The following is a 10,977-nucleotide window of genomic DNA, read 5'->3' as shown; positions in this document are numbered from 1 at the left end:
CTGATAAAGCCCGCAACAACCTCCCTTCTGGCGTGCTACCCATTAAATGGGATGGTCGCAGCGCCGAGGGTTGGGGACATTTAATCGAAGAGACTGATGCTGTCATCAATCTGGCCGGTGAGAGCATTGCCGGAGATACTCTGCCAGCTATCATTACTAGTCGCTGGAATGATGAAAACAAGAATCGCATCAGAACCAGCCGCCTGAATGCCGGGCGAGCACTCGTTTCTGCGATCAAAAATTCAAAAAAGAAGCCCAAAGTTTTCATCCAGGCTTCGGCAGTCGGTTATTATGGCCCACGCGGGGATGAAGAGATCACAGAGAATGCACCTGCCGGAACAGATTTTCTCGCCGAAACCTGCCATGTCTGGGAAGACTCAACCGCTGAAATAGAGGGGTTGGGCATCCGCCGTGCGGTTATTCGGACAGGATTGGTGCTCGCGCCACAAGGGGGGATTCTCCCTATGATCCTGCTCCCATTCCGTCTCTTTGCGGGTGGACCTTTGGGGAGCGGAGAGCAGTATGTTCCGTGGATCCATCTTGAAGACGAAGTGAATGCCATTCGTTTCCTGCTCAATGCTGAAGGTGCGCGGGGCGCATATACCTTATCGGCACCGCATCCTGTCAAACAACGGGAGCTGGCCAAAATTGCCGGGCGTCTCCTGCATCGCCCCAGCTTCATTCCCGCCCCTGCTTTTGCCCTCCAATTGGCTTTGGGAGAAAAATCCACACTTGTCCTGGATGGTCAAAGGGCAGTGCCCGAAAGGCTTGTAAAGGCGGGTTTCCAGTATAAATACGAAAAATTAGAATCTGCGTTGAAAGATTTGATATAGGGAAAACTATGAGGGTATCAACTCGTAATACTTTTATTAAGCGCAAATGGACTTGTCAACCAAATAAGTTGCAAGCCAACACAAATTACCTAGAACCTAAAAACATATCATACAAAAGGAGAAAATAATGACCACGAATAAAAACACATCCAACGAGACTAAATTCAGAGGTCTCCGCCGCTTCAATCTGATCATGGGCTTTTTGCACTTGCTTCAAGGTGTCTTCATGTGGATCGTCAGCAATGACACTGTTTATCCCATCTTCACCAACTACTTGAGCTTTGATACCAGCACCTTCTCGCTCAACCCGGTTGCCAAGCTCTTTTATGAATTGCCCTTAGGCCCCTCTGTAGCGATCTTCTTACTGCTTTCTGCGATTGCACATTTTTACCTTGCATCTGCAGGTTATGAAAACTACATAAACAACCTAAAACAGGGCAAGAACCCTGTCCGCTTTTATGAATATGCGCTAAGCTCATCCTTAATGATCGTCCTGATCGGTATGTTAGCGGGTGTTTGGGATTTAGGTGCAATTATTCTCATGTTTGGGCTGAATGCGATGATGAACCTGTTGGGTTTACTGATGGAAAGTCTCAACCAAGATCGCAAGAAACTCGACTGGTCTCCTTTCACTTTCGGCTCAATTGCAGGGATAATCCCGTGGTTGGTGATTTTCATCTACTTTTTTGGCTCCATCGCATCAGGTGGGGAAGCCAAGCCGCCAGCCTTTGTTTATGCCATAATCCCAACTCTGTTTGTGTTCTTCAATACCTTTGCAGTCAATATGTGGCTTCAATACAAAAAAATAGGTCCTTGGAAAGACTATCTATATGGCGAACGCGCCTTCATTGTGCTTAGTCTAGTTGCCAAGACGGTTTTAGCATGGATGATTTTTGCTGGAACTTTAGCACCCGTCTAGGATATAAAAAATGAACACCTTTATTGTTACTGACAGCACCTGTGATCTGCATGCTGAAACCATCTCTCGGTACGGGATCGAGGTCATACCATTGCATATCAATATGGGCAGCGAAACCTTTTTCGATGGTGTCAATATCACCAAAGAAGAGTTTTACCGCCGTCTACCAGATTATGACCCTTCTCCCAGCACTGCTGCGCCTGGAGCGGAACTTTTTATTCAGCGTTTTCAAGCCTTGGCGGATAAGGGTGCGGAAGCTATTCTTTCCATTCATATTTCCGAATCGCTAAGCGCAACCATCAACTCAGCGCGACTGGCAGCAAAGGAATTCACAAAAATCCCCGTTACAGTCCTGGATTCAACCCAACTCAGCTTGGGAATGGGATTTCTCGTAGAAAGAGCTGCCCAAATGGCAGAAGCGGGCAAAAAAGCAGAAGAGATCGTTAGCAAAACACGCGAGATCATGCCCCGCACCTATGTCTTTGCCGCGCTGGATACCCTTGAATATCTGCGTCGCAGCGGACGGATGCACATCGCCGTGGCACGCTTTGGTGAATTATTACGGTTGAAACCTCTTGTATTCATGAATGGCGGAAAGCCGGACGCCCATCGCGTTCGCACCCGTCAAAAAGCGATGGATCGCCTCTTTGCATGGCTGAATGAGCTTGGCCCCTTTGAGCAATTGGCTATTGTCCACGCTGGTGTACAAGAACGTGCAGAGGCGTTGCGAGAAGAAGCGCGCAAATATTTCCCGGATAGAGAGATCATCATTCAGCAAATTACGCCCGTTCTAGGCACAAATTTGGGCATAGGCGCGGTAGGTTTTGCTGGTATTGCAAAAGAGAGATAAGCTGTGCGTATTTGGGATATTTCCCCCGGCTATTTGAACCGCGCCAGTCTGCTGGGAGAACATCGAGAGCTGCATGGACTTGCATCCATTCACATTAACCAGAAAAAAGGGTATTCTCGGCATCCTAAAACCATGCGCTGGAAGCATTATTTACCGGCATTAGCAATGCGACACGAACTTCTCGTTGCAGAAATGCAACTCCGAGGCTATCAGCATCACTCCCCGATTCCCCTCGAAGCGGGCACAGAAAAATGGCCAGATTATCTTGATGCGCCTGCCATGCAAATCGAAATACTGCGAGGAAAATATATCGCTAAAGAGTCTGGGCGCATTCCACTTCCGCGCACTTTGCAAGAGCTTTGGGAGCATCATCGTTTCTCGGTTATGGCACGAGATATTGGAAAATATCGTCTTTATGAAAGAAAATCGCCCAATTTCGAGTTTGATGAATTCTTAAACGAGATATACGAAACAATACGGAGAAAACCACGCCAGAGCGATGTAGAAAACACTATTGAAGAAATGTGGCAATGCCTAAAGCTGAATTCAAATGTTGAACTCAGCACAAAAAACAAATTTCAAAAATTGCAGCAAATAGCAAAAGAAGAAGATAACAAAAAACTACTACACACAACAGCTCTAACTGAACTTTCTCTTTGGCTCCACGAGAGTCATCAAGATATGCAGAATCGTTACTCGGCTTAGGCTTAGCTTAGCTTAGCGAAAATGAATTTTCTGCTGAGATAAAAAGTCCGTTTCAAACGGACTTCCTGTATAAGCAAAGATTTCAATCTCGCTTCAATCTCGCGGATGTAATTTTTACCACCCAAAAGGAAACACACGATGCTCCACCGGCTTCACAAACAACAAACCATACCAACCCCACTCGATGAAGTCTGGGCTTATTTCGCAACGCCCCACAATCTCAACGAGATGACACCTCCTGATATGAAATTTGAAACCCTGCATGGCGGGGATGAAAAAATGTTCCAGGGACAACTAATTGAATATCGTGTCAGCTTCATGCCCCTCATCAAGTCGCGCTGGCTCACAGAAATTGCCCACGTCGAAGAGAAATCCTACTTTGTAGATGAGCAGCGCATCGGTCCCTATCGCTTCTGGTATCACGAACATCGTTTTGAAGCAGTCGAAACCGGCACGCAGATCACCGATCAAATCACGTATCAACTCCCCTTCGGCATTCTTGGCGATATTGTCCATGCCGTTTGGATAAAACATACATTGAACGCAATTTTTGACTATAGACAGAAAAAAGTGACCGAGCTTTTCGGCTCAAACTGACCCAATAGGTATCAGCCAAAGCATGTCTTTGCGAGGAGCTTTTGCGACGCGGCAATCTCCCGCACAAAAGGAGATTGCTCACCTGTACTTGTCACCGCAGGTGCAAGTGTCACCCCGAAAAAACATCGGGGTTCGCAAAGACATAAATTTATATATTTTTCCACAATAAAGGAGTTCTCATGTTTCTCAACATTCTTCAGATCATAGGCGTCATCGGAACGATCCTGACAGGCTTATTCTCCCTGCTCGCCCCGACCAAGATCGAAGGCTTCACGGGCATCAAACCCATTGGCGGGCGCGGTATTACCGAAATTCGCTCCATTTTTGGCGCATTATTCATTGGCCTGGGTGGTGCAGCCTTTTTGCTTGATACAACCGTTGCCTACCCAATGCTCGGCATCATGTATCTTGCAATAGCCGCAGTCCGCGCCATTTCCATGTTTACCGACAAATCGGTCGAACAATCCAATATTATTAGTCTCGTCGTTGAAATTATCTTCGGCGTAATCCTGGTGCTCTAATGAAAACAGCAAAAACGATTTCCTTTCTCGGCATCCTCGCCATGACAGCCGTTCTCATCTATGGTTTTACCATCGGTGATTTCGCAGGCGAAGGCAGTCAACTCCTATCCATGTCCTGGGGGATTGTCTCCCTGGTAGATCTCTACACAGGCTTCATTCTCTTTTCTTTATGGATCTTCTACAGAGAAGAAAAACTGTATGTAGCCATTCTCTGGACCATCGCCATGATGACCCTCGGCTTCTTCGCAGGCAGCTTGTACGCCTTTCTCAACCTGCAAAAAAGCAAAGGTGACTGGATCCATTTCTGGCTGGGAAAACATGCCAAATAGATTTTCTGAACTGCTGGATGAGTTCCGCTCCGTGCTTGGGGGCCGTCTAATTGACGCCATCCTGCCCCCCTTGTTTTTTCTGATCGCCAATGCCATTTGGGGACTTCAAGTTGCCATGTGGACAGCATTAGGATTAAGCATCATTCTCGGCATTCGACGCATCAAACGGGACGAATCCCTGACCTATGGCTTGCTCGGCGCTTTCAGCGTCTTACTGGCAATTGGCTTGGTCACATTGCTCGGACGTGCCGAAAGCTTTTTCCTCCCCGGCCTCATCAGCGGCGGCCTGACAGTGGGCTTATGCCTTATCAGCCTCCTCATTAATCGCCCGCTCACCGCCTGGAGCAGCTTCATCTCCCGCCGTTGGACATTATCGTGGTACTGGCATCCCCGTATCCGCCCAGCCTATACCGAAACGACCTTACTCTGGACACTATTCTTCGGGTTAAAGTTCTGGTGGCAAGTTGCCCTATATCAAGGCGGAGATGCTGAAAATCTGGCCTGGGTACAAACCCTGACCGGATGGCCCGCCCTACTTATCCTGCTTGTGATAACCTATCTCTACGGCACATGGCGTTTACGTAATCTGCAAGGCCCCAGCATTGAAGAATTCGACAAAAAAATCCCCGCGCCCTGGCAAGGCCAGAAACGTGGATTTTGAAAAACCAGGAGGACCTACCTGGTCTCCGCAATTGAAAAGAGAAAATATGAGAGCCTGGCTCAAAAGAATTTCCCTCGGTTTCATCATCATTCTAGCGCTGGCCATCATTGGCTTTGTCTGGTGGGGATACACGCCCCTGAAAGCGATGCCAGAATCACAGACAGCCCTTGAAAGCGATAATGATGTCCTCGTCATTGCAAAAAAATGGATGGTATTCAGCCCGATCAACACCTCAACAAAAACGGGTATCATCATCTATCCGGGCGGGCACGTTGATCCGCGCGCCTACGCGCCCCTGGCGAAAGAAATTGCACGAAATGGCTATCTTGTTATTCTGCCGCCAATGCCGCTTAATTTAGCCGTCTTTGATATCAATGTGGCTGATGAAATTATAGAGGCAAGCCCAGAAATTGAGACATGGTTTATCGGCGGACATTCGCTCGGCGGCGCGATGGCAGCCGAATATGTCGCCGCAAACCCTGAGAAGATAAATGGCTTGATGCTTTGGGCATCCTTCTCCGCAGAAAGTACCGACCTGAGCCAAGTCCATGGGCTGGATGTTTTATCCATATACGGGACAAAGGACGGGGAGGTGGAGGGAATCCGTGCATCAAGAGGGCGCCTGCCTGCAGATACCGTCTGGATCGAAATCGATGGTGGCAACCACGCCCAATTTGGCTGGTACGGAACCCAGCCTGGCGATGGTGTTGCGACCATCTCGCGTGAAGAACAGCAAGCCTGGATATTGAAAGAAACAATCGCATTTATTGAAACGAAAGGAAAATAAAAATGAACGAAACTGAAAAAAAATACCTGATTGCAAGTATTGTAGAAGTACTAATTGCTATTGGGATCGCCTTTGCAGGCAACCAATACAGTGTGAAAGTTGGCAATTTACCCCTCTTAGGCATTTTGGTTGCCTGGGCATTTCTGGTCAATTGGATAGCATTTATCCCTGCCTATAAAAATCAGACCGAAAAGTTTTTCGACCTGACAGGCAGCATCACCTACATCACTACCATATTGCTTGCCTTTTTCCTCAATCCTGAAGCACGAGATGCGCGCTCCTTCTTGATCTTGGGTGTGGTCTTGGCATGGGCGTTCCGCTTGGGGACATTCCTCTTTAGCCGCATCCAAAAAGACGGTAAGGATGGACGCTTTGATGAGATCAAACCCTCTTTTGTGCGCTTTCTACATGTCTGGACTCTACAAGGTTTGTGGGTCGCATTCACGGTCCTTGCCGCATTAATGGCAGTGACCAGCACCACACATAAACCATTAGGCGCCTGGGGATTGGTCGGCGGATTGATCTGGCTGTTCGGTTTTAGGATCGAAGTCGTTGCAGATTCGCAGAAGAACACTTTCCGCAACAATCCTGCCAACAAAGGGAAATTTATCAATAGCGGTTTATGGGCACGCTCACGCCATCCAAATTATTTTGGTGAGATCATGCTTTGGGTGGGTGTGATGCTGATTGCTGTTCCCGTTCTACAAAGTTGGCAATGGATTGCGCTGATTTCCCCGATCTTCGTGACTCTTTTACTTACCAAAGTCAGCGGTGTGCCGATGCTCGAGGCGCGTGCCGATGAAAAATGGGGCGGGCAGGAAGATTATGAGCAGTATAAAAAGAATACACCGGTTTTGATTCCAAGGCTCTAAAGCTAAGAAAGAGTAAATATCACGATAATCATATCGAGAACAAGGAAAAAGATGAAAGAACAATTCAACAATCAAAATTACATCACTATTGAAACTTTCCGCAAAAGTGGCATTGGAGTCAGGACACCTGTCTGGTTTGCAAAAGACGAGAATGCTTTTTATGTCTGGACAGAAGCCAATTCAGGCAAAGCGAAACGCATCCGCCGAGATGGGGCAGTTAAAATCGCTCCCTCTACAGCAAGAGGCGAACCTGTTGGTGAATGGGTCGGTGCGCAAGCAACAGCTGATTCTTCACCTGAAGCTCTGGCCCACAATATCAAGCTAATGAAGAAAAAATATGGTCTTGCGTTTTTAGGCTTTCGGTTAATGGGCAAATTGCGTAAAGCAAATTATACAGCGATCAAAATCGAACTCGGTAATTAATAAGTGAATACTTTTAATTACGAATTCACCGTAAATGCATCTCTCGAAGATGTTTCTGCCTTTCATCAGGATACGAGTGCCCTTAAGAAACTCAATCCACCGCCAATTATTGTGCAGTTACATCAGGTTGATCCAATGGCAGAGGCCTCTGTCTCCGAATTCACACTTTGGATGGGACCAATTCCTATCCGCTGGCGTGCCATTCATAGTAATGTAGGTGTCAATGGATTCACGGATACACAAGATAAGGGTCCAATGGAATATTGGAAACATACACATTCTTTTGAACATATTGAGGAGCAGAAAACCCGTATTCGTGAAACAATAGAATACGCGCACCCCAAAGGACTGGGGAGCATATTTACCCGTTTACTTTTCGGAAGATACGGTCTTACACTCCTATTTGCCTACCGCAAATGGGCGACAATTCACAATCTCGGAGGATAGAAATGAAAAATATTAGTCGACAAATTTCAGTCATCTTGACAACCTTATTAACCCTGACGATCAATGGGCTTGCTAATGCCCTCCCTCTCAATGGACTGACCACTGGTGAGATCTCAGACAGTTTTGAAACCTATTTTGTACCTGCGGGATATGTTTTTTCGATCTGGGGTTTGATCTATATTGGATTGATCGCTTTCTCAATCTACCAGGCTTTGCCGACACAGCGTGAGAATCCGCGTTTAGTGCGCATTGGTTGGTGGGTTGTGCTAGGCAACCTGGCCAACGCTGCCTGGATATTTTTCTGGCATTATCAAATCTTCGCCCTCACCGTGGTAGCAATGCTGACATTATTGGTTTCGCTTCTCCTCACCTATATGGGACTGCGAAGTGAGGAAAACAACGTCACATCAGCGGAACGTTGGCTTGCGCGATTACCCTTCAGCATATATCTCGGCTGGATCTCAGTTGCCACGATCGCGAATATCAGCGATGTACTTTACTTTTTCGGGTGGGGCCAGTTTGGCATCAGTGCTGAAATCTGGATGGTCATCATTTTGATCGTAGTGACAGGATTGGCCTGGGCAATGAGCCTAAGAGAAAAAGATGTCGCTTATTTAGCGGTACTCCTTTGGGCGTTGGCGGGGATCGGCAACAAATTCCCAGAGAGTGGATTTGTTACCACGGCAATTTGGTCTGCATTTGGCCTTGTCGTGGTCGCATTTCTGTTGGCTGGAATGCCGCAGAAAAAAAGTATCTAACTTTCAAGCAGACGTGGAGGGACTTAATGTCCAATATAGAAAATAAAGTGGTTGTTATCACTGGCTCTACGCGTGGATTTGGGTATGCCATTGCTGATGAATTGCTAAATAACGGCGCGCGCGTCGTAATTAGCGGTAGAAGCCAGAATTCAGTAGAGCGTGCATTAAACGATCTGCAAGCCGATGCCGAGTACGTCGCGGGCATTCCCTGTGATGTGTCTGACGAAGATCAAGTCCATGCGTTGGCAAAAAAAACCATTGAAAAGTTTGGTCAGATTGATATCTGGATCAATAATGCCGGTTTCGCAACTGGCAGCGGAAATGTGCTCGATTTCCCCCCGCAAGATGCCGTCGATACCTTTATGACCAACGACCTCGGCGCTTTCCACGGAACACAAGCCGCGTTAAATCATATGCTTCCACGGGGCACGGGGACGTTGGTCAACATCTATGGCGCGGGCAGTTTTCTGAAACCCGCAACCCCGATGGGGATTTATGGGATGACAAAGGCCTGGCTGACTTCGTATACGCGCACATTAGCGAAAGAAATCAAAGGGAAGGGTGTCCAGATCGTCGGGTTCAGCCCTGGCATGATGTTAACTGATATGTTAACCAGCCCAACTATGATCGGGGACTCTCCTACAAATGATAAAACCTACAGCTTTGTGCTACGGATGCTGGCCAAGCCGCCGCAAATCGCTGCCGAAAAGCTGGTGAGCCTTCTCGCTAAGAATAAAAAACACTTCATTGAATATCGAACAATAAAAAAGTGGACCCCGATTCTGGGCTTGCTAGGAATTCTCTGGGAGAATATCACCAATACCGGGGAAAGACCTGAGTTTAAGAGAAAGTTTAAAGGGAGCTATAAGAAATAAGCAGAGTGATTGGCAGATCAAGTCAATAAACAGAACGATATAAACCTTGAATCTTTATCGTTCCATCTGAATCAAAGGGAAGTCCCTTGGTTCATGGATCAATGCTTGGGCAACTGCAGATTCTTCTCCTGATGCACTAAAACATGTAAAAAAGTTACTGGAAAAGAAATATGGCGCTGCTTACAGAGTCTTCCATATATCAAGTAAAGAACGCAAAGTAAAATACGCTTCCAATAAAATACAACTGGATAAATAACTATGGCAAAAATTGAAATTAATATCCCCGCCCCCGATTTTACGCTGGTGGATTTTACGGGTCGCTCTGTGACCCTGTCTGACTACCGTAAAAAAAGCAATCTCCTGCTCGTTTTTAATCGTGGCTTTGTTTGACCATTCTGCCGCGCGCATATGGCGCAGTTGCGCCAGGACTATGCAAAATTCGAGCAGGTCAACACCACGATTTTGGTTGTTGGCCCGGAAAATGAACAAGCCTTTGCCAACTATTGGGAAAATAATGACCTGCCATTTATTGGGCTACCTGATCCTAAACATAGCGTTCTCAAAAGCTATGGGCAGCAGATCAAAATATTCAAATGGGGGAGGATGCCCGCACAGGCCATCATCGACAAAAAAGGCGTTGTTCGCTATATCCACTATGGGCATTCAATGAGTGATATTCCAAAAAACGATGATCTTCTTGAAATTTTGAAGGAAATCAATACCAGCAACTATTGATGTTCACTTAAATTGGTTAATTTTCTCTACCTAAAACGTCCCGCAGGTTCCCGTGATTCAGATTTTATAGCAACAAAAACCTGCGGGACGCTCATAACCTGTTTATCTGAATATCAATAACAAGGTTCAAAAAAGGCCTTGCGAATGTTCGCAAAGCCTTTTTTTCGCTATGTGGCGAGGGCACTCTCCAGATCACCTTTCCCCCGGAACTGGGCTGTGAATATTGCCATTGCGAGGAGGGTGTAGCCCGACATGGCAATCCCCTCTCTAATTTGAGATTGCCGCGCTGCCTTTGGCAGCGGGCAATGACTTACCTTGATTTATCTGCAGGAAGATTGGATACCTGTTTCGCTCTTTAAACGAGAGCCCTCTTCAATTCCGCTACAAATTTTCTTGCCGCATCCACAGGTTGATCTGCCTGTCCAACAGCCTTGATCAGCGCTGAACCTACGATCACCCCGTCAGCAATTTCACCAACAACAGCAGCCTGATCAGGAGTGGATATTCCAAACCCGACCGCCAGAGGTTTCTCTGTTTGAGAACGCACACGAGACAGAAATTCAGCCAATTCAACAGGCAAAGCATCGCGTTCACCTGTGATCCCCAATACCGAAACCAAATAGACAAATCCGCTACTAAGCTCTGTAACAAACTGGATACGTTCA

At 46.9% G+C, this 10,977-nt stretch carries 16 protein-coding genes and 1 pseudogene; 16 read left to right on the top strand and 1 reads right to left on the bottom strand.

Annotated features, from left to right (window positions below):
• From AC3DOM_RS10480 to AC3DOM_RS10405, 16 genes and pseudogenes are all read left to right on the top strand, one after another.
• Positions 1–833: TIGR01777 family oxidoreductase (locus AC3DOM_RS10480; RefSeq protein WP_487918996.1), on the top strand; the 833-nt coding region annotated here is incomplete at its 5' end.
• 127 nt (positions 834–960) lie between these two features.
• Positions 961–1,752 carry a heliorhodopsin HeR gene (gene heR / locus AC3DOM_RS10475; RefSeq protein WP_487918995.1) on the top strand — a complete coding sequence of 264 codons (792 nt, stop codon included), beginning with the start codon at positions 961–963 and terminating at the stop codon, positions 1,750–1,752.
• 10 nt (positions 1,753–1,762) lie between these two features.
• Positions 1,763–2,602 carry a DegV family protein gene (locus AC3DOM_RS10470; protein ID WP_487918994.1) on the top strand — a complete coding sequence of 280 codons (840 nt, stop codon included), beginning with the start codon at positions 1,763–1,765 and terminating at the stop codon, positions 2,600–2,602.
• Positions 2,603–2,605: 3 nt separating this feature from the next.
• Positions 2,606–3,307 (top strand): pyrimidine dimer DNA glycosylase/endonuclease V, encoded by a 702-nt coding sequence (locus AC3DOM_RS10465; protein ID WP_487918993.1) that lies wholly within the window; start codon positions 2,606–2,608, stop codon positions 3,305–3,307.
• A 138-nt stretch (positions 3,308–3,445) separates the two neighbouring features.
• Positions 3,446–3,904 (top strand): SRPBCC family protein, encoded by a 459-nt coding sequence (locus AC3DOM_RS10460; RefSeq protein WP_487918992.1) that lies wholly within the window; start codon positions 3,446–3,448, stop codon positions 3,902–3,904.
• Positions 3,905–4,083: 179 nt separating this feature from the next.
• Complete coding sequence (locus AC3DOM_RS10455; RefSeq protein ID WP_487918991.1) at positions 4,084–4,425, top strand: DUF4345 family protein; 342 nt, start codon at positions 4,084–4,086, stop codon at positions 4,423–4,425.
• Positions 4,425–4,754, top strand: a complete 330-nt coding sequence (locus AC3DOM_RS10450; RefSeq protein ID WP_487918990.1) for a hypothetical protein — start codon at positions 4,425–4,427, stop codon at positions 4,752–4,754. Before AC3DOM_RS10455 ends, AC3DOM_RS10450 begins: the two co-directional genes overlap by 1 nt.
• A complete protein-coding gene (locus AC3DOM_RS10445) occupies positions 4,744–5,415 on the top strand; it encodes a DUF3159 domain-containing protein (RefSeq protein WP_487918989.1) in 672 nt (223 codons plus the stop codon). Before AC3DOM_RS10450 ends, AC3DOM_RS10445 begins: the two co-directional genes overlap by 11 nt.
• A 46-nt stretch (positions 5,416–5,461) precedes the next feature.
• Positions 5,462–6,202: an alpha/beta hydrolase gene (locus AC3DOM_RS10440; protein ID WP_487918988.1), complete on the top strand. Its 741-nt coding sequence runs from the start codon at positions 5,462–5,464 to the stop codon at positions 6,200–6,202.
• Positions 6,203–6,204: 2 nt separating this feature from the next.
• Positions 6,205–7,074 (top strand): DUF1295 domain-containing protein, encoded by an 870-nt coding sequence (locus AC3DOM_RS10435; protein WP_487918987.1) that lies wholly within the window; start codon positions 6,205–6,207, stop codon positions 7,072–7,074.
• A 51-nt stretch (positions 7,075–7,125) separates the two neighbouring features.
• Positions 7,126–7,497 (top strand): PPOX class F420-dependent oxidoreductase, encoded by a 372-nt coding sequence (locus AC3DOM_RS10430; RefSeq protein ID WP_487918986.1) that lies wholly within the window; start codon positions 7,126–7,128, stop codon positions 7,495–7,497.
• Between the two features lie 3 nt (positions 7,498–7,500).
• A complete protein-coding gene (locus tag AC3DOM_RS10425) occupies positions 7,501–7,944 on the top strand; it encodes an SRPBCC family protein (protein WP_487918985.1) in 444 nt (147 codons plus the stop codon).
• Positions 7,945–7,946: 2 nt separating this feature from the next.
• The gene (locus AC3DOM_RS10420) at positions 7,947–8,702 is read left to right on the top strand and encodes a tryptophan-rich sensory protein (protein ID WP_487918984.1); all 756 of its coding nucleotides are present in this window, start codon (positions 7,947–7,949) and stop codon (positions 8,700–8,702) included.
• A gap of 26 nt (positions 8,703–8,728) precedes the next feature.
• Positions 8,729–9,577, top strand: coding sequence for an SDR family NAD(P)-dependent oxidoreductase (locus AC3DOM_RS10415; RefSeq protein ID WP_487918983.1), 849 nt, complete (start codon positions 8,729–8,731; stop codon positions 9,575–9,577).
• Positions 9,578–9,835: 258 nt separating this feature from the next.
• On the top strand, positions 9,836–9,967 hold the full coding sequence (locus AC3DOM_RS10410) for a hypothetical protein (RefSeq protein WP_487918982.1): 132 nt from the start codon (positions 9,836–9,838) through the stop codon (positions 9,965–9,967).
• Positions 9,968–9,979: 12 nt separating this feature from the next.
• Positions 9,980–10,312, top strand: a pseudogene (locus AC3DOM_RS10405) (peroxiredoxin family protein); the annotation flags it as partial.
• A gap of 355 nt (positions 10,313–10,667) precedes the next feature.
• Here AC3DOM_RS10405 and AC3DOM_RS10400 read toward each other — a convergent pair.
• Positions 10,668–10,977, bottom strand: a 310-nt coding sequence (locus tag AC3DOM_RS10400; protein WP_487918981.1) for a tryptophan synthase subunit alpha, incomplete at its 5' end; no start/stop codon positions are given.

The organism is Candidatus Desulfolinea nitratireducens (genome assembly GCF_982879505.1).
This window is presented reverse-complemented; position numbering and strand designations above follow the sequence as displayed.

Bases quoted from the DNA above. Each gene is read 5' to 3' on its own strand.
- AC3DOM_RS10460 (WP_487918992.1), top strand. From the start codon at position 3,446: ATGCTCCACCGGCTTCACAAACAACAAACCATACCAACCCCACTCGAT.
- AC3DOM_RS10430 (WP_487918986.1), top strand. From the start codon at position 7,126: ATGAAAGAACAATTCAACAATCAAAATTACATCACTATTGAAACTTTC.
- AC3DOM_RS10450 (WP_487918990.1), top strand. From the start codon at position 4,425: ATGAAAACAGCAAAAACGATTTCCTTTCTCGGCATCCTCGCCATGACA.
- AC3DOM_RS10415 (WP_487918983.1), top strand. From the start codon at position 8,729: ATGTCCAATATAGAAAATAAAGTGGTTGTTATCACTGGCTCTACGCGT.
- AC3DOM_RS10445 (WP_487918989.1), top strand. From the start codon at position 4,744: ATGCCAAATAGATTTTCTGAACTGCTGGATGAGTTCCGCTCCGTGCTT.
- AC3DOM_RS10420 (WP_487918984.1), top strand. From the start codon at position 7,947: ATGAAAAATATTAGTCGACAAATTTCAGTCATCTTGACAACCTTATTA.
- AC3DOM_RS10435 (WP_487918987.1), top strand. From the start codon at position 6,205: ATGAACGAAACTGAAAAAAAATACCTGATTGCAAGTATTGTAGAAGTA.
- heR (WP_487918995.1), top strand. From the start codon at position 961: ATGACCACGAATAAAAACACATCCAACGAGACTAAATTCAGAGGTCTC.
- AC3DOM_RS10410 (WP_487918982.1), top strand. From the start codon at position 9,836: ATGGCAAAAATTGAAATTAATATCCCCGCCCCCGATTTTACGCTGGTG.
- AC3DOM_RS10470 (WP_487918994.1), top strand. From the start codon at position 1,763: ATGAACACCTTTATTGTTACTGACAGCACCTGTGATCTGCATGCTGAA.
- AC3DOM_RS10440 (WP_487918988.1), top strand. From the start codon at position 5,462: ATGAGAGCCTGGCTCAAAAGAATTTCCCTCGGTTTCATCATCATTCTA.
- AC3DOM_RS10455 (WP_487918991.1), top strand. From the start codon at position 4,084: ATGTTTCTCAACATTCTTCAGATCATAGGCGTCATCGGAACGATCCTG.